Source organism: Halobaculum sp. P14, assembly GCF_051195155.1.
Lineage (GTDB): Archaea > Halobacteriota > Halobacteria > Halobacteriales > Haloferacaceae > JBNTKA01.
In genome coordinates, this window is sequence record NZ_JBNTKB010000001.1 from 689,167 (window position 1) to 708,565 (window position 19,399).

Genomic DNA, 19,399 nt, shown 5'->3' on the forward strand with positions numbered 1-19,399 from the left:
TGTGAGTAACCACTTGAACCTTCCCCCTGTTCAGCGGTCCGAGGCGACCGTCTCGTACTCCCAGAGCATGTCGAAGTACCGGGAGAGCCCGGCCACGAACGACCCGTTCTCGGTGACGGCGGCCTGCCGCATGCTCAGCGGCACGTCCTTCTCCTCGACGAGCAGCAGCGCGCGGCCGGAGTCGTACTCCATGCTCGGGTCCGCGAACGTCCCTCGCCACGGCAGCGGCTCCGGCGAGAACCGGTACTCGACGCCCGGGAACCGGTCGGCGAACGTCTCGAGCAGTTCCGCCTGCCGCTCGCGGTTCTCCGCGGAGAGCTGGTCGGGATGTAAGAACACCACGCGCATGTCCACGCCCGCCTCGCGCGCGTCCGCGATGGCCGGCGAGACGCTGTCCAGGTACGCGAAACTCTTGGTGATGACGTTGACGCAGTCGGTCGCGTCGCGGTACAGCTTCCGCGTCTCCCGCTCGCTCGGCTCGCCGACGTCGACGACGTAGAACAGCTCCTCCGTCGGCGTCACGTCCGAACTCGCGCTCTCGTACAGCGGGCCGTACTGCTCGGTGAACGCCTCGCGGACCTCGTCGAGTTCGCTCCTGAACGACTCGAACGACTGCCGGCGGTTCTCGACGGCGGTGGACAGGATCTCCTCGGGGGCTTTCGGCTGGTAGCGCTTCGGCCGGCCGGGGATGACCTTGACGTAGCCGGCGTCCGCGAGGTCGTCGAGGACGCCGTAAATCCTGGCCTTCGGAATTCCGGTCGCCTCCGCGAGGTCCGGCGCCGTCGTCTGCCCGACGGTGAGCAGTTCGGCCAGCGCCGTCTCCTCGTACTCCCCGAGCCCGAGCAGCTCGAAGAGGTCGTCAGCGTCGTGGCTCATTACCCGCCCGTGGGGCGTCAGGGGTTATAGGTCGGGCGAGTCCGAACGGAGGGGGAAGACTTATGCAAACGATCCAAGTTACTCGTGGTATGAGTAACTCGACGCAGCCGCCCGAGGGCGACGACGAGCGCCCGTCGGACGACACTGAACACCTGGACGCGGTCGAAGACGGGGCGGGCTGCACCGAAATCTGGGAGACGCTGAGCGAGCAGCGCGACGACTGACGCGGCCGGAAACGACCGGGCAGACTGGCGGTACGGCACCGGAGACCCGAAGCTGTTATCCCGCCACCCTGACACCGACTCACCGATGGACAGAGACGCCGTCTGCGTGCTCCTCCCGACCTACAACGAGGCCGAGACCGTCGGCGACGTCGTCCGCGACTTCCGCGACCACGGCTTCTCGAACGTCCTCGTCATCGACGGCGACTCGGACGACGGGACGCGGGAGCGGGCGGTGGAGGCGGGTGCGCGGGTCGCCGTGCAGTCCCGGACCGGAAAGGGGCAGGCGATTCGGGAGGCCGTCTCAGAGCACATCGACGCGGAGTACGTGCTGATGGCGGACGCGGACGGGACGTACCGCGCGGCGGACGCCGACGACATGCTGGCGCCGCTGTTCGACGGGTCGGCGGAGCACGTCATCGGTGACCGGTTCGCGGACATGGAGGCGGGCGCGATGACCGGCTTCAACAAGGTCGGGAACGCGGTGTTCAACTGGCTGTTCCGGAACATCCACGGCGAGGACTTCGCGGACATCCTGTCGGGGTATCGGGCGTTCACGCGGGAGTCGTTCGAGCGGCTCCAGCTCAGCGCGGACGGCTTCGGCATCGAGACGGAGCTTTCGGTGGAGTGCGCTCGGCACGGCGTGGACACCACCGTCGTCCCGATCACGTATCTTCCGCGGCCCGACGGCTCGAACACGAACCTCCACCCGGTTCGGGACGGCGGCATCATCCTGATGGCGCTGTACCGGCAGGCGAAGACGTCGAACCCGCTGTTCTACTTCGGGAGCGCCGGCGTGCTCTCCGGCGCCGTCGGCGTCGCGGTCGCCGGCTACGTCGCGTACGACTGGTTCGCGAACGGCGTCTCCCACGAGGTGCTCGCCATCGCCGCCGGCATCGCGCTGATTTTCGGGGTGCAGCTCGTCATGTTCGGCGTGCTGTCGGACCTGCTCGTCACGCTGCACCGGGAGACGCTCGACCGGCTCGAAGACAAGGAGTGAGTCGCTGACGACCGGCGCCGCGTGGCGCTGGGCAGTGGTACGCGGCGGCACGTGGCGTCACCCGCCGGAGAGCGGCCACCGCCGCGTTTATCGGTTCACGCGCCGGACGGACCGCCGTGACCGACTACACCACGGTTTCGATTCCGAAGGACCTCGCAGAGCGCGTCGAGGAGACCATCGAGGGGACGAGCTTCTCGTCCACCTCCGACCTCGTCCGGTTCCTGCTGCGCAGCATCGTCATCCAGCACCAGAAACGCGGGTCGCTCTCGGAGGCGGAGTTCGAGGAGATAACGGACCAGCTTCGCGACCTCGGCTACCTCGAATAGCGCCGTCGCCGGGCGGCGTCGACGCGAGGAGTCCGTTCAGCCGTCGAGGTGTTCCTCCGGCGGCGTCGCGTCCAGGACGCGGAGTTCCAGCCGGTCGCCGCTCCGGTCGTACGCGACCACGTCGTCTTGGTCGTACGGCGGCGTCGCCACCAGCACCGCCGCGGCGAGGTCGTCGGCTTCGGTGAGCGTCGGGTCGCCGTCGGGGTGCGAGAGGAATCGGGCGCGGCCGCGCGGCCGACCGAGGTCCATCCCGAAGACGGCGGTGACGGAGCCGGACGCGCCCGGGAAGTAAAAGTGGGTGAGGACGGGCGTCTCCGGGTCGACGCCGGGCGGGACGCCGGTGAGGTCGCGCGCCGGGGTCGTGTTCAAGACGACGTTCACGGCCGACGGGTCGGCCTCGGCGGCCTGTTCGAGCAACACGGACAGCAGGTCGCTGGTGATGGTGACGGGGGTTCGGTCCGGGTCCGCTCCGCCCGAGTCGCCGTCCGTGGCGGCGTCTTCGTTGGCGGCCTCCGCTACGTCGCCGGCGGGGTCGCCGGCGCGGTCAGCGCCCGAGTCGGCGCCGGGGTCTGCGGTCATGACAGCATCGACGCCGCCGTCCGCGCGTACAGTTCGGGCGCGGTGCGTCGGGAGCGACGGAGCGCCTCGGCGAGCGCGGTCGCTGCGTCGTCGTGGACGCCGGCGCCGTGCCCGACCAGGACGCGGTCCGGGTCGAGTCCGGACAGCGGGCGGCGCGGCGGGAGCAGTCGGAGCGCCGGGTGGACGCCGAGTCGCTCGCCGGGGACCGTCATGAAATCGACGGTGCCGACCGCCTCCGGAACGTACAGCGTCCCGCCGGTCTCGTCGTAGAGGGCGACCTCCTGCCACGGCAGCACGGCGCCGCGCTTCACGGCGATGGCGTCGAACCCGCCGAGCGCGTCGCCGAAGCGCTCGACCGGCGCGTCGAGTTCCTCGGCGACGCCGGTCATCCACTCCGGGACGTACACCGGGACGCCGTGGCGGTCGGCGACCGCGGCGGCGTCTCGCTTGTGGCGGTCGAGACAGACCACGGTGCCGGCGACGTCGCCGTCGAGCGAGGCGACGAACTCGTCGACGCCGGGGCCGTCGACCGGGTCGAGAATCCAGACGTCGCCGTCGTCCGTGACGGCGTGGCTCGCGCGCTGCATGCGTTCGTCCGGGTAGGCGAGCCAGCTGAGACCGCCGTCGAACTCGTCGATTCGTTCCGGGTCGGCCGTCCCGTCGCCCTTCATCGGCATGGTCGTGGGTCGGTCGCCGCGGGCTTAAGTGGGGGGCACGCGGAGTCGTCGGCGTGACTCGCCCTGCGCTCGCCCACCTCGCACTGGAGGTGACCGACCTCGGCCGCGCCGCCGCGTGGTACGCAGACGCCTTCGGGCTGGTGCCGACGCGCCGCACCGCGACGGAAGCGGCGTTCGACGTCGACGGCACCGAGTTCGTGCTGCGCCGCCCCACGTCGCTGCCGCGCGGCGGCCTGCACGTCCACTTCGCGTTCGCCGCCGTCGGCCGCGACCTCCCGGCGTGGCGGGCGCGGTTCCCCGACGCAACCGAGATGGCGTTCGGGTCGTTCAGCTCCGTCTACACCCGCGACGCGGACGGCCACACGCCCGAAGTCGGCGGCATCGACGCCCGGGGCGTCGGGCTGACCGGCGTCTTCGAGGTGGTGCTGGAGGTGGCGAACGTCGACCTCGCGGCGGAGTGGTGGGACGCGCTGGGGTTCACGCCGGTCGACCGCGGCGAGAACCGTCGACGCATCCGGCTGCGCGGCCCCGCCGGCGCCGACACCCAGTTCGACGTGGAACTGTGGGAGCCCCAACTCGGCATCGACGGCGCCCGCGGCGGCGTCCACGTCGACCTCGGCGTCCGCGTCCGCGACCCGGCAGCGATGGCCGAACGCGCCTTCGGCGACCACGCCGCCGTCACGCCCCGCGGCCGCGGCGACGGGTCCGTCGAACTGTACGACCCCGACGGCCACCACCTCGTGCTGCTCCCGGCAGACGATGCCGAGGACGCCGATACCGACGCCGATGTCGACGCCGATACCGACGCCGACCCGGACGAGCCGTCAGCCTGACCCGCAGCAGCCGACTTCGACAGCCGCGGGGGAGAATCGGGGTCGTCGTCGCCCGGAAATCGAGGTCGACGCCGCCCGACGTCGAAGTCGGCGGCGGCTGGTCGGTGCCGCGGTTCGGCAACTGGAACTTTCTGTGATGCCCACGTCGCTCCGCGTATGCCGAGTGACTCCGACGACGCGGACGACGAGTACGGCTACGCGAAGGCGTCGGTCGAGGACGTGAGTACCGTCCCGAATCCGACGCGGGTCAAGAAGGAACTCGACGAGGCGCTCGGCGTCTCGGAGTTCGGGCTGAACTACTACGAGGCCGACCCGGGGGAGGACGTCCCGTGGGGGTACCACCGCCACCCTGAGCACGAGGAGGTGTTCCTGGTGCTGGACGGCGAGTTGACCGTCGAGACGGCGGACGGAGACTACGTGGTCGGGACCGGCGAGGCGTTCTTCGTGCCGGCGGACGCGCCGAACAAGGCGACCGTGACGGGCGACGTGCCGGCGCGGTTCGTCGCGGTCGGCGCGCCGAAGGAGTCCGACTGGGCGGTCATCAGCGAGGAGTGCCCGAACTGCGGAGAAGAGACCGACCGGGAGTCGGAGGTCGACGGCGACGAGTACGTGCTGTACTGCGCGGAGTGCGGCGCTGAGGTCGACCGGCTGCTCCGGTAGTCGCGTCGAACCGACGCGCGAGCGTCCCGCGGTCAGTCGCCGAGCTGGTCGGTGTTGATGCCGACGTTCGGCGGCGAGACGATGAGGAAGCCGCGAAAGTGGGTGAGCTCGCCGCCGAGTTCTGACACCTGGCGGGCGAAGCCGGCGGCGCGCTCGTTGAGGTCGCCGACGACCGCGAGGACGAGGACGTTGCCGTACTCGACGTTGCGCACCCACACCTCCGGGTCGGTGGTGCCGTCGAGCACGCCGAGGACGACCTCGCCGGCGACCTCCTCCTCCAGCATCTCCTCGGCGTCCTGGAGGTTCAGGCCGAAATCCGTCATACCCGCCCGGTCGGGGTCGCCGGGCAAAAGGGTTCGGACGTCCGTCCGACGACCGTCCGACCGGACGATGACGCCGCGGCCGACCCGGCCGTCCTCCGGAGCGAATCACCCCTGTTGCTCGGGCGCCGAGTTCCCGCAGCCCCGACGCAGGTCCGCCGTCCTCGGCGACGTTCGCATAAAAGGAGCCAATTGCATATTAGGACATATGAGGTCGTATATTCAAATAAGAGCCGTTGCCGTCGTGCAGTTTTCGCTGTTTTCGCGGCTTCGACCGCAGGCGTCGGACTCGGCGGACCTGTCCGACCACAACGCTTTACAAGGAGTTCGGCCCCACGTAGACACGATGTCCAACGGTACACCGGACTCGTCGGTAGCCAGCCCGGCGGAACGAGTTCTTCCAGGGCACACTGGGAGCCACTGACGAGTTCGACGACGTACGAATTTTCGACACGACGCTGCGCGACGGCGAACAGTCGCCGCGAACGTCGTTCAGTTACGAGGAGAAACGGGAGATAGCGGCTACGCTGTCCGAGATGGGGGTCGCCGTCATCGAGGCGGGCTTCCCGGTGAACTCCGACGCGGAGTTCGAAGCGGTCAGCGACATCGCCGCCGCCACCGACGTCACGACGTGCGGGCTCGCCCGCGTCGTCGACGGCGACGTCGACGCAGCACTGGACGCCGGCGTGGACATGGTCCACACGTTCGCGTCGACCAGCGACGTCCAGCTCGAAGACTCGATGCACGCGACGCGCGAGGAGGTCGTCGAGCGGTCGGTGGCCGCCGTCGAGCGCGCGAAGGACGCGGGCGTCGACGTGATGTTCTCGCCGATGGACGCGACCCGGACCGACGGGGCGTTCCTCATCGAGGTCATCGAAGCCGTCAGCGACGCCGGCGTGGACTGGATAAACATCCCGGACACGTGCGGGGTCGCGACGCCGCGCCGGTTCGGCGACCTCATCGAGACGGTCACCGCACACACCGACGCCCGAATCGACGTGCACACGCACGACGACTTCGGGCTCGCGGCCGGGAACGCGCTGACCGGGGTCGAAGCCGGCGCGTCCCAGATGCAGGTGTCGGTGAACGGCATCGGCGAGCGCGCCGGCAACGCCGCGCTCGAAGAGGTCGTGATGGCCGCCGAGTCGCTGTACGACGCCGACACCGGCGTCGACACGACCCGCATCACGGAGCTGTCGCGGCTGGTTGAGCAGGCCAGCGACATGCCGGTGCCGGCGAACAAGCCGGTCGTCGGCGACAACGCGTTCAGCCACGAATCCGGGATTCACGCGGCCGGCGTCATCGAGAACAGCGACACGTTCGAGCCGGGCGTCATGACCCCGGAGATGGTGGGCGCCGAGCGCCAACTGGTGCTCGGCAAGCACACCGGGACGCACTCGGTGCGCCAGCGCCTCACCGAGGACGGCTACGCGCCGACCGACGACGAGGTGCGCGCGGTGACGCGCCGCGTCAAGGACCACGGCGCGGACTCGCGGGTGACCATGGAGGACGTCCGTCGGTTCGCCGAGGAGGTCGGCGTCGACGCCGAGGACGAACACGAGCCGGAGGCGACTCTGTGATGCGTCTCCGGCAGCGGGCTTCCGGTCGCCAGCCACAGGTCTACCGGCCGGCTGTGGTGCCGTTCGGCGGCCGCTCGGCGACCGCGACGACCACGACGACCGCGATGAGCGCGACGAGCGCAGCGGACGCGGCGGTGAAACGTTGCCAGCCGCGACAGAGATTTATGCGAGGACGCGAAACGCTGTGTCGAGATGACGACGGCCGCCACAGCCGGGACGCTTCGCCGCGCAGCGTCGGCCGTCAGCGCCGTTCTCGCAGTCGGTATTGTAGGGGCGTAACCGCCCCACACAGCCCGTCTCATCCTGACCGCGTTCGACCGTATCGGCGACCGACAGGCATCCGCGACACCGACCAGATGACACATCGACCACCAGAGACGCACCATGAGTGAATCCGCGAACGCACGAGGCGACGCTGACGAACCGCACGAGGACGAGGCGGCGACGCCGGCCGGAACCGGCGCCGCCGCCGTGATTCGGACCCTCGAGGCGGCCGGCGTAGACACCGCCTTCGGCGTGCAGGGCGGCGCCATCATGCCGGTGTACGACGAGCTGTACGACTCCAGCATCGACCACGTCACGATGGCGCACGAGCAGGGCGCCGCCCACGCCGCCGACGCGTACGGCATCGTCACGGGCGACACCGGCGTCTGTCTCGCGACGTCCGGGCCGGGCGCGACGAACCTCGTCACCGGCATCGCGGACGCGTCGATGGACTCGGACGCGATGCTGGCGCTGACCGGGCAGGTGCCGAGCGACATGGTCGGCTCCGACGCGTTCCAGGAGACCGACACGACCGGCGTCACGAAGCCCATCACGAAACACAACTACTTCGCGAGCGACGCCGACACGGTCGGCGAGACGGTCGGCGAGGCGTTCGCGCTGTCGCACACCGGCCGGCCCGGCCCGACGCTCGTCGACCTGCCGAAGGACGTCTCGTTCGACGAGACCGACGAGCCGGCGCGGCCGCCGGAGGCGCCGAAGCGCGAGGTGCCGTCGCCGGAGGCGGACCGCGACGCGGTCGACGCGGCGGCGCAGGCGATTCAGGCCGCCGACCGGCCGCTGTGCCTGTTCGGCGGCGGCGTCATCAAGGGCGACGCGTCCGAGGCGGCGCGCCGGTTCGCGCGCGAACACGGCATCCCGGTCGTGACGACGATGCCCGGCATCGGGAGCTTCCCGGAAGACGACGACCTCTGCCTGTCGTGGGCGGGGATGCACGGTACCGGCTACGCGAACATGGCCATTACGCACACGGACTGTCTCGTCGCGGTCGGCACCCGGTTCGACGACCGGCTGACCGGCGGCGTCGAGACGTTCGCGCCGGAGGCCGACGTCGTCCACGTCGACATCGACCCGGCGGAGATCTCGAAGAACGTCCACGCCGACTACCCGGTCGTCGGCGACGCCGGGACGGCGCTCGAACAGCTCGACGCGGCGATGTCGGCGTCGCCGGACGCCGCGGCGTGGCGCGAGCAGTGCGAGACGTGGCGCGAGGAGTACCCGATGGACTACGCGGCGCCGGCGGACGAGCCGGTGAAGCCGCAGTTCGTCGTGGAGGCGTTCGACGCCGCCACCGGCGACGACGCGGTCGTCACCACCGGCGTCGGCCAACACCAGATGTGGGCGGCGCAGTACTGGACGTTCACGGAGCCGCGCACCTTCGTCTCCTCGCACGGCCTCGGGACGATGGGGTACGGGATGCCGGCCGCCATCGGCGCCCGCGTCGCGCTCGACGACGTGGGCGAGTCCGACCGCGACGTCGTCTGCTTCGAGGGGGACGGCTCGTTCCTGATGACGATGCAGGAGCTGTCGGTCGCCGTCCGCGAGAACCACGACGTCACGGTCGTCGTGTTGAACAACGAGTACATCGGGATGGTCCGGCAGTGGCAGGACGCCTTCTTCGAGGGCCGCCACATGGCGTCGGACTACGACTGGATGCCGGAGTTCGACGCGCTCGCGGAGGCGTTCGGCGCGCGCGGCTTCCGCATCGACGACTACGACGACGTCGCCGACGTGGTGAGCGAGGCGCTCGCGTACGACGGGCCGTCCGTCGTGGACGCCCACATCGACCCGCGCGAGAACGTCTACCCAATGGTGTCCAGCGGCGGCGCGAACGGCGAGTTCGCCCTGACGGAGGACCAGCTATGAGCGGGAGCGGCGACGACGCGGCGGACGCCGAGTTCGACGACCACCCGGCGGACGCCGCGGCGACCGACCACGCACGCCGCCCCGACGCCGACGTCCCCGACCACGGGATGGCGGGGCCGCGGCCCGAGGAACGACCGCAGCCGACGCGGCGCCGGAACCACCAGGGCATCCGGGTCGACCCGGAGGCGGAGGCCGAATCGACCGAGCGCACCGCCGTGATTTCGGCGCTCGTCGAACACGAGCCGGGCGTGCTGTCGCGGGTGTCCGGGCTGTTCTCCCGGCGGCAGTTCAACATCGAGAGCCTGACGGTCGGGCAGACGACCGTGGAGGGCCACGCCCGCATCACGCTCGTCGTCGAGGAGACCGACCCCGGCATCGACCAGGCGAAAAAGCAGCTCGCGAAGCTGACGCCCGTCATCGCGGTCGGCGAACTCGACTCGGACGCGGTGCGCGCGGAGCTCGTGCTGTTGAAGGTGCGCGGCGACGAGCCGGACAAGGTCCACGCCATCACGGAGATGTACGAGGGGCAGACGCTGGACGCCGGGCCGCGCACCATCACGGTGCAGATCACGGGCGACGAACAGAAGATAGACGACGCGGTCGACGCCTTCCGCCAGTTCGGCATCATCGAGATCGCCCGGACCGGCGAGACGGCGCTCGCACGCGGAGACTCACCGACGACACCCGGCGAGGAGCCGGGTCACTCGGCCGAACCAAAAGCGAAATACACCACAACGAAGACGGATGACTGACGACTTCGACACCACCGTACACTACGACGACGACGCGAACCGAGCGCACATCGACGACAAGACCGTGGCCGTCCTCGGCTACGGCAGCCAGGGCCACGCCCACGCACAGAACCTCGCGGACAGCGGGGTCGACGTGGTCGTCGGCCTGCGGAAGGGGTCGTCCTCGCGGGCGGCCGCCGAGGCCGACGGGCTCCGCGTGGCGACACCGACGGCGGCGGCGCGGGAGGCGGACGTCGTCTCCGTGCTCGTCCCGGACACGGTCCAGCCCGCGGTGTTCGACGACATCCGCGACGAACTCGACGCCGGCGACACGCTCCAGTTCGCGCACGGCTTCAACATCCACTACAACCAGATTCAGCCGCCCGAGGACGTCGACGTCACGATGGTGGCGCCGAAGTCGCCGGGCCACCTGGTCCGCCGGAACTTCGAGGCCGGCGAAGGCACGCCGGGGCTGCTCGCCGTCTACCAGGACGCGACCGGCGACGCGAAACAGGAGGGGCTGGCGTACGCCCACGCCATCGGCTGCACCCGCGCCGGCGTCATCGAGACGACGTTCCAAGAGGAGACCGAGACGGACCTGTTCGGCGAGCAGGCGGTGCTGTGCGGCGGCGTCACGTCGCTCGTGAAACAGGGGTACGAGACGCTCGTCGACGCGGGCTACTCCCGCGAGATGGCGTACTTCGAGTGCCTGAACGAGCTGAAGCTCATCGTCGACCTGATGTACGAAGACGGGCTCGGCGGCATGTGGGACTCCGTCTCCGACACCGCCGAGTACGGCGGGCTGACCCGCGGCGACGACGTCGTCGACGAGCACGCCCGCGAGAACATGGAGGAGGTGCTCGAAGCGGTGCAGGACGGCACCTTCGCGCGGGAGTGGATTTCGGAGAACCAGGCCGGCCGGCCGTCGTACACGCAGCTCCGGCAGGCCGAGAAGAACCACGACATCGAGGACGTCGGCGCGGACCTCCGCGCGCTGTTCGCGTGGGGCGGCGACGACGCCGACGAGGACGCCGCGGAGGTGCCGGCGGATGACTGACGCCGGCGGGGACGCGGACCGGGAGGTGCGACCGGGAACGATGGCGGCCGTCGACCACGCGGCGCCGTCCCCCGAACTGAACGACGTGTGGGCGCGCGGCGCCTCGCGCCGAGCAGACGAGGAGTTCGACGGATGAGTCAGGGGACGCTGTACGACAAGGTGTGGGAGAACCACAAGGTGACCGAGCTGCCGACCGGGCAGGACCAGCTGTTCGTCGGGCTGCACCTCATCCACGAGGTGACGAGCCCGCAGGCGTTCGGGATGCTCCGCGAACGCGACCTCGACGTCGCCTACCCGAAACTGACGCACGCGACCGTCGACCACATCGTGCCGACGGCGGACCAGTCGCGGCCGTACGGCGACGACGCCGCCGAGGAGATGATGAGCGAACTGGAGCAGAACGTCCGTGACGCCGGCATCGAGTTCTCCGACCCGTCGTCTGGCGACCAGGGCATCGTCCACGTCGTCGGCCCGGAGCAGGGGCTGACTCAGCCCGGCAAGACCATCGTCTGCGGCGACAGCCACACGTCGACGCACGGCGCGTTCGGCGCGCTCGCGTTCGGCATCGGCACCTCCCAGATTCGGGACGTGCTCGCGACGGGCTGTGTCGCGATGGAGAAGAAGGACGTCCGCCGCATCGACGTCACCGGCGAACTCGGCGACGGCGTCGAAGCGAAGGACGTCATCCTGCAGATCATCCGGAAGCTCGGCACGGAGGGCGGCGTCGGCTACGTCTACGAGTACGCCGGCGACGCCGTCGAGTCGCTCGGCATGGAGGGCCGGATGAGCATCTGCAACATGTCCATCGAGGGCGGCGCGCGCGCCGGCTACGTCAACCCGGACGAGACCACCTACGAGTGGCTGCGCGAGACGGAGGCGTTCGCTGACGACCCCGAGCGGTTCGCGGAGCTGAAGCCGTACTGGGAGTCGGTCGCCTCCGACGACGACGCCGAGTACGACGACGTCGTCACCATCGACGGCGACGCGCTCGAGCCGATGGTGACGTGGGGGACGACGCCCGGGCAGGGCGTCGGTATCTCCGAGCCGATTCCGGCGCCGGACGAACTCGCCCCGGACAAGCAGGACACGGCGCGGCGCGCACAGGAGCACATGCGCGTCGAGCCCGGCGACACCATGGAGGGCTACCAGGTCGACGTCGCGTTCCTCGGCTCCTGTACGAACGCGCGGCTCCCCGACCTGCGGCGGGCCGCCCGCGTCGTCCGCGGCCGCCAGGTCCACGACGACGTCCGTGCAATGGTCGTCCCGGGCAGCCAGCACGTCCAGCGCGCCGCCGAGGAGGAGGGGCTCGCGGACGTGTTCCGCGAGGCCGGCTTCGACTGGCGGAACGCGGGCTGTTCGATGTGCCTCGGCATGAACGAGGACCAGCTCGAAGGCGACGAGGCCTGCGCGTCGTCGTCGAACCGGAACTTCGTCGGTCGGCAGGGGAGCAAGGACGGCCGGACCGTCCTGATGAATCCGCGGATGGTCGCCGCCGCCGCGGTCACCGGCGAGGTCACGGACGTCCGTGAACTGGAGGAGCGCGAGGAGGTGGAGGCGTGAGCGCCGACACCAGCGGCGCCGACGCCGACGGCCCCGCCGAGACGGTGGAGTACGTCAGCGGCACCGGCGTCCCGATTCGCGGCAACGACATCGACACCGACCAGATCATTCCGGCGCGGTTCATGAAGGTCGTCACGTTCGACGGCCTCGGCCAGTTCGCCTTCTTCGACCAGCGGTTCGACGACGACGACAACGAGAAGGACCACCCGTTCAACGAGGACCGCTTCCGCGATGCCTCCGTGCTGGTCGCGAACGCGAACTTCGGCTGCGGGTCGTCCCGGGAACACGCGCCGCAGGCGCTGATGCGGTGGGGAATCGACGCCATCATCGGCGAGTCGTTCGCCGAAATCTTCGCGGGGAACTGCCTCGCGCTCGGCGTCCCGACCGTGACGGCGGACCACGAGTCCATCAACGCGCTCCAGCAGTGGGTCGACGACAACCCGGACGGCGAAATCGAGGTGGACGTCGCCGCCGAGACCGTCCGCTACGGCGACAACGAACTGAGCGTGTCGGTCGACGACGCACAGCGCCGCGCGCTCGTCGACGGCGAGTGGGACACCACGGCGCTGATGGGGTCGAACGCCGACGCCATCCGCGACACCGCCGCGTCGCTGCCGTACGTGACCGACGAACACCTCCCGCAGGCCGATGACTGAGGAGATCGTCGTCATCGAAGGCGACGGCATCGGCCGGGAAGTCGTCCCGGCCGCCCGCCGCGTCCTCGACGCCGTCGGCGACTTCGCGTTCGTCGAGGCCGACGCCGGCGACGCCGTCCGCGACGAGACCGGGGAGGCGCTGCCCGCGGAGACGTACGAGGCGGTCGCCGACGCCGACGCGACGCTGTTCGGCGCCGCCGGCGAAACCGCCGCGGACGTCATCCTGCCGCTGCGGGAAGCCGTCGGGTCGTACGTGAACGTCCGGCCCGCGCGCGCCTACCCGGGCGTCGACGCGCTCCGCCCCGAAACCGACCTCGTGTTCCTCCGCGAGAACACCGAAGGCGTCTACGCCGGCCACGAGGACCGGCTGAGCGACGACCTGTCGACGCTGACCCGCGTCGTCACCACCTCGGCGTCCGAACGGCTCGCCGAGTACGCCTGCGACTACGTCGCCGACCGCGACGTCGACGGCTTCCACGTCGTCCACAAGGCGAACGTGATGCGCGAAACCGACGGCCGGTTCCGCGATGCCGTCGTCGACGTCGCCGCCGACCGCGGCGTCGACACCGAGCAGGTGCTGATGGACGCGTTCGCGACGCGGCTGCCGCTCGACCCGGAGTCGTTCGACGTCGTCGTCTGCCCGAACCTCGCGGGCGACGTGCTGTCGGACCTCGCCGCCGGCCTCGTCGGCGGCCTCGGGCTGCTGCCGTCCGCGAACGTCGGCCCGGACAACGCGCTGTTCGAACCGGTCCACGGCACCGCGCCCGACATCGCCGGCGACGGCGTCGCGAACCCGTCGGCCGCCATTCTGTCGGCCGCGATGCTGCTCGAACACCTCGGCTACGACGACGACGGCGCCGCCGTCCGCGACGCCGTCGAGTCCGTGCTGGCCGACGGGCCGCGAACCCCGGACCTCGGCGGTGACGCCGGCACCGACGACGTCGCCGACGCGGTGCTGAACCGGCTGTAATCACCGCGAACCCGGATTTGGAGGCGCTCGGCGCGTCGCCGCTTTTCTCACTCGGTCACCATCCCCGCCGCCGTTCTCCGTCGGCGGTTCGCCGCCGGGTCCGCCTGTACCCTTTTACCGGTGGAGGGAGAACCGGTGGGTATGCCGAAAATCGAACTGAGCGAGGAGACGCTCGAACGGCTGGACGGGCTTCGCGAGGACGGCGAGAGCTACGACGAGCTCGTCACTGAACTCATCAATATCTGCGAGGCGGAGGAGCTGACGCTGTTCCACTCGGGCGACGCGGAGTAGCGCTGCGGACGGCTATTCCTGGTAGGCGATTCGGACCTGTTCCCAGGTCCCGTTCTCTTCGAGGTGGCGCTGGAGTTCGTCCGCGTACTCCTGGGTGAGCCGCTCGGCCGCTTCCAGTTTCTCGCGGTCGGGGCCGGAGCCGCCGCCGCTGAGCAGCGACTTGAGTTCGTCGACGAAGCCGCCGATTGGGTTGCCGCTGGAGCGGCCGCCGTCCGCGCCGCCGCCGGCCGCGGCGTTCATCTGGTTCGCGATGTTGTCGAGCTCCGGGATGATGCCGGGGAGCCTCTCGGTGTCCGCGACGATGCGGGCGCGTTCGGGGTCGTCGGCGTGTTCGATGTCGAACTCCGTCGCGGTCATGATCAGCCCCCACTGCTGGTTCGAGAACTGCGAGGCGTTGACCTGCTCGGAGAACTTCCGGTCGACCGCCATGCGGTCACCGACGATGGCGTCGGTCCAGTCACTCATAGGGGACCGAACGCGCGCGGGGACCATGTGGGTTTCCCCTCGGTGCGGCGACGCGTCCACTCGCCGCGGCGAGACGGCGCAGTCTCCGGCGCGAGCGGAGAACGGCTTACTCCTCGCTGACGGACTCGTCTGCAACTTCGCCGAGGAGCGCCCAGTGGAGGTGAGTGTCGGTGCGGGTCGGCGGCTCGCCGGACTCGACGTCGAAGTCCGGTTCGGCCGAGACGGCGTACAGGTACCGGCCGACGTGGACGAGGCCACCGTCTCGCCGCTCGTACTGGTCGACGACGACCTCGAACGGCGTCGCGTCCGGCCGCACCTCGACCAGTTCCATCACGTCGCTCTCGCTGACTGCCGCCCGAACCTCGTCCTCGCTCACCGTCGGGTCCGCCGGGGCCATAGAACACCGTATGCGTAGATAATTTATAAATTATTCTTCGCGAGCAGCAATAAAATCCAGGAATTTAGCGTGTCGAACAACGTCTCGGGCAGCGAGCCACCGCTCTCCGGACCGTTCGGCGCTTCGGCACCGCCACGAGCGGAGCCTGCAGACGTCGAGTCGGGGCGGAGACGGACAATCGGAGGCGCAGAGACGGACGGAATCGGAACGCGTATCGGCGGCGCCGGCGACGGCGAACCATGGAGTTCCTGCGCCGCATTCGGGGCGGTGGCCGCGGCGGCGACGACGCCTCAGCGGGCGAGACGGACGAGGAGCCGGCGGCGACGCGACCGGCCGGAGAGCCGCGCGGCGTCGCGCTGTTCGTCGACGGCCCGAACGTGCTGCGCGAGGAGTTCGACGTCGACCTCGACGACGTCCGCGACGCGGCCCGGTCGGCCGGCGACCTCGTCACCGCCCGGCTCTACCTCGACGAGCACGCGCCGCCCGGCCTGATTCAGGCGGCGGAGGCCCGCGGCTTTCAGGTCGTCGTGACGAGCGGCGACGTGGACGTGAAACTCGCCGTGGACGTCGCGACGTTCGCGGCGGAGCGGCGCGCCGAGACCGTCGCCGTCGCCTCCCGGGACACCGACTTCAAGCCGGCGCTGGAGGTCGCAAACGAGTACGGCCTCCGGACGCTCGCCATCGCGCCCGGCAGTTACGGCCGGTCGGACGCCCTGCCGAACAGCGCCGACGACGCGGTCACCATCGAGAAGTAGCGGTCCGTTTCTGCGCGCGGGTCGGCGTTACGCGAGCGGCGTCCGTTCGACGACGGTTCCGTCGACGGTCGGGTACTGTTCGACGACTTCGCCGTCGTCGAGGTCGCCGTCTTGCACCATCTCTTCGAGGAGCCACCACGCGACTTCGACGTGGTTGGACTTGACGCTGTAGAACTCCTCGGGGACGCCGAGTTCGTCGAGTCTGGCCGGGTCGGTGTACGTCTTCCCGTAGACGAGCGTGCCGTCGTCGGTGACCTCGTCGAACGGCCGGCGGAGGTTCTTCGCCATGCGCTTCAGCCGGTTGCGGTGCTGGGCGGCGTCTTTGAACACGGAGGTACAGAAGTAGACGCGCTCGTGGTCGCCCATGACGTCGAGGATGGCCTCCTTGGAGCCGTCGACGGCGGACATGTGGCCGTCCTGGAGTTCGAAGCCCTGCTCTTGCATGCGGCGGTAGTTCCCGTCGCTCATCTCGAACTCGTTGACGTTACAGAAGTCGGCGGCGCCCTCGTCGAGGAACTCGAGGAACTCCTCTTCGGCGCGGATGCCCGGGATTTCGAAGGCGGGCGTCAGCCCCTCTTCGCGGGCGACGTAGAGGATGTCCTCCCACTCGGTGCCGTGGAGGTCGCCCCACTGTTCGACCGGCGGGTGGAACCGGATTTCGTCGAGGCCGGCCTCCGAGAGGCGGCGCATGTTCTCGCGGCCGCCCGTGATGCCGGTGTAGAGGTGCGTGTGGTGGTCCTCGCCGAACTCGTCTTTGAGCAGTTCGAGGTAGTGGCAGGTGCGGTCGAGCGCCTCCTGCGGTTCGCCGCCCGTGATGGAGGTGCCGAGCGCGTCCATGCGGTGCGCCTCCTCGAGGACGTCGTCGTCGGATTCGACGAGGCGCTCGTTGGCGTAGACGTCCGTGACGTTCTTCCGGTTCTCGCCGAGCGGACAGTAAAAGCAGTCGCGCTGGTCGCAGTAGCCGTAGACGAACAGCACCATCTTGCCGCCTTTGGCGCACTGTTCACAGCCCTTCGAGATCATTCGGTGTCGACGCTACTTCGCGCAGCGGCAAAAGCGGTGCGACTCGCCGCGTCCATCCGTGAGACGGGGTCACGCACCGGTCGCCGCCGACGAGCGGGACGGAGGCGAAACCGAAAACGGAGCCGCTGGAGCGGGAGCCGAAGCTGGCCGCCCGGTGGTGGCGTCCCGGGCCGGCTCGACCGCGAGACTCAAGCCGGCCCGCGGCGTTCGGTAGGCATGATGAACAGGCGGCAGTTCCTTCGAGCGGCCGGCGTGGCGGGCGTCGGCGGCGTGGCGGCGACGAGCGGCTGTGTCGGCGCCATCACCGGCTCCGAACCGATCGAGGTGTCAGCGTCGCAGGCGACGGTGCCGGCGGCGACGCTGTCGAACACGGGGTTCGAACAGCAGTCGGTGGAGCCGCTCGTCATCGAGCAGCCCGTCGAAATCGCCGGGCAGCGCCGCACCGTCGTCGTGGAGAACCAGCTCGCGCAGTACGACAAGGCCGTCGAGATTCCAGGCGTCGGCCGGTACCGCGCGGCGCTGTTCGCGGTGCTGTCGACGCCGGCGGTCGAAATCGCCGGGCGGTCGCTGAACCCGGTCGCGGACCTGTCGTCGCGGGCGCTCGCAGAGCGGATGCTGACGCAGTACGAGGGCGTCTCCGGGCTGCGACGCACCGGCTCGGAGACCGTGTCGGTGCTCGGGGCGGACGCGGAGGTCGGGCTGTTCGAGGCGGACGTCACGGTCGCCGCGGGCGTGACGACCGAGACGGCGCTGCACGTCACGGAGGCGGTGCGCGCCGGCGGCGACTTCGTCGTCTGCGTCGGCGCCTACCCGACGCTGCTGTCCGGGGAGGCGGAGGACGTCCGCGCGATGATGCAGGCCGTCCAGCACGCCGGGAACTGAGCCGCTCCGGCCGGAGCGGAACCGCGGCGGCGACGAACGACTGGCCGTCGGCGGCGACGAACGACTGGCCGTCGGCGGCAACGAACGACTGGCCGGCCTGACTCGCGCCGGCGACGGGCGGCTCTCCGAACGTCCACTTTCGGGGCGCTCCCCGAAAACAGATATACCGTAGTGCACTAGGTCCGCGTGATGCTGCTGGTCCTCCCCGTCGACCTCGACGACGACCTCGGCCGGAAGACCGGGCTGTCGACGCCCGTCATCGGCCGCGAGGAGGTCGAGGCGGCGGCGGTCGCGCTCGCGACGGCGGACCCGGAGGACTCCGACGTGAACGTCCTGTTCCAGGCGGTGCACGCCTACGAGGAGCTGCTCGCGGACGACGCCGTCGACGAGGAGGTGGCGGTCGCCGCCGTCACCGGCGTCGACGGGTCGGACGTGCAGGCGAACCGGAAGGTCGGCGAGGAGGTGGACACGGTGCTGGCGGCGCTGTCGACCGCGGAGGACGTCCGTGCGGTCGTCATCACGGACGGCGCGCAGGACGAGTCGGTGCTGCCGGTCATCCGGTCGCGGGTGCCGCTCGACGGCGTTCGGCGCGTCGTCGTCCGGCAGGCGCAGGACCTGGAGTCGATGTACTACACGATGAAGCAGGTGCTCGCGGACCCGGAGACCCGCGGCACCATCCTAGTGCCGCTCGGCGTGCTGCTGTTGGTCTACCCGTTTTCGGTCATCGCCGGGCTGCTCGAAATCCCGGGCGCGGCGGTGCTGGGCGTCGTGTCGGCGCTGCTCGGCCTGTACACGCTGTTCCGCGGGCTCGGACTCGAAGAGACCGTCGACACCGCCGCCGAGCGCGTCCGGAACAGCCTGTACGCCGGCCGCGTCACCATCATCACGTACGTCGTGGCGCTCGCGCTGCTCGTCGTCGGCGGCGTCCAGGGGTACGAGACCCTGACCGCGGTGAGCGAGGCGGCCGGGTCGCTGACCGTCGAGAACGCCGCGGCCGTGTTCGTCCACGCCGCGGTGCAGTGGGCGGCCGCCGCCGGCATCACGTCGTCGCTCGGGCAGGTCACCGACGAGTACCTCGCCGACCGGTTCCGGTGGCGCTACCTGAACGCGCCGTTCTACGTGGTCGCCATCGCGGTCGTCCTGTACGGCCTCTCCGGCTACTTCCTGCCGGTCGCGCCGGCCGCCGGCGTGACGCCGCTCGCGCTGGACAGGCTCGCAGCGACGCTCACTGCAGGGACGCTGCTCGGGGTGCTGTCGACGCTGACGTTCGCCGTCGCGGAGTCGTGGTTCGCCCCCGAGGCCGAGCCGGCGTAGCCCCGCCGTGTGGCAGTGTCGCACGCCGGGCGGCGAGACCAAATGCGTTTTAAGCGCCGATGCAGAAGCTATCCGCAA

The 19,399-nt window shown here is 70.2% G+C and carries 24 protein-coding genes; 17 read left to right on the forward strand and 7 right to left on the reverse strand.

All coding sequences use genetic code 11. The features are described 5' to 3' along the window. Positions 1–30: 30 nt before the first annotated feature. Positions 31–876 carry a TrmB family transcriptional regulator gene (locus tag ACQUS7_RS03500; RefSeq protein ID WP_435144651.1) on the reverse strand — a complete coding sequence of 282 codons (846 nt, stop codon included), beginning with the start codon at positions 874–876 and terminating at the stop codon, positions 31–33. 89 nt (positions 877–965) lie between these two features. Here ACQUS7_RS03500 and ACQUS7_RS03505 point away from each other — a divergent pair, with 89 nt between their 5' ends. The 3 genes from ACQUS7_RS03505 (at position 966) to ACQUS7_RS03515 (ending at position 2,423) form a co-directional block, all read left to right on the forward strand. Then, complete coding sequence (locus ACQUS7_RS03505) at positions 966–1,100, forward strand: hypothetical protein (protein ID WP_435144653.1); 135 nt, start codon at positions 966–968, stop codon at positions 1,098–1,100. 85 nt (positions 1,101–1,185) lie between these two features. Further along, positions 1,186–2,097: an S-layer glycoprotein N-glycosyltransferase AglJ gene (gene aglJ / locus ACQUS7_RS03510; protein WP_435144656.1), complete on the forward strand. Its 912-nt coding sequence runs from the start codon at positions 1,186–1,188 to the stop codon at positions 2,095–2,097. 116 nt (positions 2,098–2,213) lie between these two features. Beyond that, positions 2,214–2,423: a ribbon-helix-helix domain-containing protein gene (locus ACQUS7_RS03515; protein WP_435127640.1), complete on the forward strand. Its 210-nt coding sequence runs from the start codon at positions 2,214–2,216 to the stop codon at positions 2,421–2,423. Between the two features lie 36 nt (positions 2,424–2,459). On the opposite strand, the gene ACQUS7_RS03520 is transcribed toward ACQUS7_RS03515, so the two are convergent. Beyond that, entirely contained in the window at positions 2,460–3,002 is a 543-nt protein-coding gene (locus ACQUS7_RS03520) for a hypothetical protein (RefSeq protein ID WP_435144659.1), read from the reverse strand. After that, positions 2,999–3,679 carry a hypothetical protein gene (locus tag ACQUS7_RS03525; RefSeq protein WP_435144662.1) on the reverse strand — a complete coding sequence of 227 codons (681 nt, stop codon included), beginning with the start codon at positions 3,677–3,679 and terminating at the stop codon, positions 2,999–3,001. The genes ACQUS7_RS03520 and ACQUS7_RS03525 overlap by 4 nt, the downstream gene beginning before the upstream one ends. 53 nt (positions 3,680–3,732) lie before the next feature. On the opposite strand from ACQUS7_RS03525, the gene ACQUS7_RS03530 reads away from it, so the two are divergent. Both ACQUS7_RS03530 and ACQUS7_RS03535 read left to right on the forward strand, forming a co-directional pair. Further along, positions 3,733–4,512, forward strand: a complete 780-nt coding sequence (locus ACQUS7_RS03530; protein WP_435144665.1) for a VOC family protein — start codon at positions 3,733–3,735, stop codon at positions 4,510–4,512. Between the two features lie 156 nt (positions 4,513–4,668). Continuing rightward, entirely contained in the window at positions 4,669–5,172 is a 504-nt protein-coding gene (locus ACQUS7_RS03535; RefSeq protein ID WP_435144667.1) for a cupin domain-containing protein, read from the forward strand. Between the two features lie 32 nt (positions 5,173–5,204). Here ACQUS7_RS03535 and ACQUS7_RS03540 read toward each other — a convergent pair whose 3' ends face one another. Then, positions 5,205–5,495, reverse strand: a complete 291-nt coding sequence (locus tag ACQUS7_RS03540; RefSeq protein WP_435127631.1) for a DUF5779 family protein — start codon at positions 5,493–5,495, stop codon at positions 5,205–5,207. 407 nt (positions 5,496–5,902) lie between these two features. On the opposite strand from ACQUS7_RS03540, the gene ACQUS7_RS03545 reads away from it, so the two are divergent. From ACQUS7_RS03545 to ACQUS7_RS03585, 9 genes are all read left to right on the forward strand, one after another. Continuing rightward, positions 5,903–7,072 carry a homocitrate synthase/isopropylmalate synthase family protein gene (locus ACQUS7_RS03545; RefSeq protein ID WP_435145243.1) on the forward strand — a complete coding sequence of 390 codons (1,170 nt, stop codon included), beginning with the start codon at positions 5,903–5,905 and terminating at the stop codon, positions 7,070–7,072. 384 nt (positions 7,073–7,456) lie between these two features. Next, positions 7,457–9,220 carry a biosynthetic-type acetolactate synthase large subunit gene (ilvB, locus tag ACQUS7_RS03550; protein ID WP_435144670.1) on the forward strand — a complete coding sequence of 588 codons (1,764 nt, stop codon included), beginning with the start codon at positions 7,457–7,459 and terminating at the stop codon, positions 9,218–9,220. A 107-nt stretch (positions 9,221–9,327) separates the two neighbouring features. Continuing rightward, on the forward strand, positions 9,328–9,972 hold the full coding sequence (ilvN, locus tag ACQUS7_RS03555) for an acetolactate synthase small subunit (protein WP_435128162.1): 645 nt from the start codon (positions 9,328–9,330) through the stop codon (positions 9,970–9,972). Further along, positions 9,965–11,008 carry a ketol-acid reductoisomerase gene (ilvC, locus tag ACQUS7_RS03560; RefSeq protein WP_435127627.1) on the forward strand — a complete coding sequence of 348 codons (1,044 nt, stop codon included), beginning with the start codon at positions 9,965–9,967 and terminating at the stop codon, positions 11,006–11,008. The genes ilvN and ilvC overlap by 8 nt, the downstream gene beginning before the upstream one ends. Beyond that, the gene (locus ACQUS7_RS03565; RefSeq protein WP_435127626.1) at positions 11,001–11,144 is read left to right on the forward strand and encodes a hypothetical protein; all 144 of its coding nucleotides are present in this window, start codon (positions 11,001–11,003) and stop codon (positions 11,142–11,144) included. Before ilvC ends, ACQUS7_RS03565 begins: the two co-directional genes overlap by 8 nt. Further along, complete coding sequence (gene leuC / locus ACQUS7_RS03570) at positions 11,141–12,568, forward strand: 3-isopropylmalate dehydratase large subunit (RefSeq protein WP_435144674.1); 1,428 nt, start codon at positions 11,141–11,143, stop codon at positions 12,566–12,568. Before ACQUS7_RS03565 ends, leuC begins: the two co-directional genes overlap by 4 nt. Next, a complete protein-coding gene (gene leuD, locus ACQUS7_RS03575; RefSeq protein ID WP_435127623.1) occupies positions 12,565–13,224 on the forward strand; it encodes a 3-isopropylmalate dehydratase small subunit in 660 nt (219 codons plus the stop codon). Before leuC ends, leuD begins: the two co-directional genes overlap by 4 nt. Beyond that, positions 13,217–14,194 carry an isocitrate/isopropylmalate dehydrogenase family protein gene (locus ACQUS7_RS03580; protein WP_435127621.1) on the forward strand — a complete coding sequence of 326 codons (978 nt, stop codon included), beginning with the start codon at positions 13,217–13,219 and terminating at the stop codon, positions 14,192–14,194. Before leuD ends, ACQUS7_RS03580 begins: the two co-directional genes overlap by 8 nt. A gap of 141 nt (positions 14,195–14,335) precedes the next feature. Beyond that, on the forward strand, positions 14,336–14,485 hold the full coding sequence (locus tag ACQUS7_RS03585) for a DUF7557 family protein (RefSeq protein ID WP_435127619.1): 150 nt from the start codon (positions 14,336–14,338) through the stop codon (positions 14,483–14,485). Between the two features lie 12 nt (positions 14,486–14,497). Here the strand turns inward: ACQUS7_RS03585 and ACQUS7_RS03590 are convergent, their stop codons facing one another. Together ACQUS7_RS03590 and ACQUS7_RS03595 are read right to left on the reverse strand one after the other, a co-directional pair. Further along, on the reverse strand, positions 14,498–14,950 hold the full coding sequence (locus ACQUS7_RS03590) for a DUF5799 family protein (RefSeq protein WP_435144677.1): 453 nt from the start codon (positions 14,948–14,950) through the stop codon (positions 14,498–14,500). A 106-nt stretch (positions 14,951–15,056) separates the two neighbouring features. Then, positions 15,057–15,347, reverse strand: coding sequence for a hypothetical protein (locus ACQUS7_RS03595; protein ID WP_435144679.1), 291 nt, complete (start codon positions 15,345–15,347; stop codon positions 15,057–15,059). A gap of 239 nt (positions 15,348–15,586) precedes the next feature. Here ACQUS7_RS03595 and ACQUS7_RS03600 point away from each other — a divergent pair, with 239 nt between their 5' ends. After that, entirely contained in the window at positions 15,587–16,102 is a 516-nt protein-coding gene (locus ACQUS7_RS03600; RefSeq protein WP_435127613.1) for an NYN domain-containing protein, read from the forward strand. Between the two features lie 27 nt (positions 16,103–16,129). Here ACQUS7_RS03600 and ACQUS7_RS03605 read toward each other — a convergent pair whose 3' ends face one another. Continuing rightward, positions 16,130–17,125 (reverse strand): radical SAM protein, encoded by a 996-nt coding sequence (locus ACQUS7_RS03605; RefSeq protein WP_435127611.1) that lies wholly within the window; start codon positions 17,123–17,125, stop codon positions 16,130–16,132. Positions 17,126–17,344: 219 nt separating this feature from the next. On the opposite strand from ACQUS7_RS03605, the gene ACQUS7_RS03610 reads away from it, so the two are divergent. After that, a complete protein-coding gene (locus tag ACQUS7_RS03610; RefSeq protein ID WP_435144683.1) occupies positions 17,345–18,007 on the forward strand; it encodes a DUF6517 family protein in 663 nt (220 codons plus the stop codon). A gap of 189 nt (positions 18,008–18,196) precedes the next feature. Continuing rightward, positions 18,197–19,321 carry a DUF373 family protein gene (locus ACQUS7_RS03615; protein ID WP_435144686.1) on the forward strand — a complete coding sequence of 375 codons (1,125 nt, stop codon included), beginning with the start codon at positions 18,197–18,199 and terminating at the stop codon, positions 19,319–19,321. Positions 19,322–19,399: the final 78 nt, after the last annotated feature.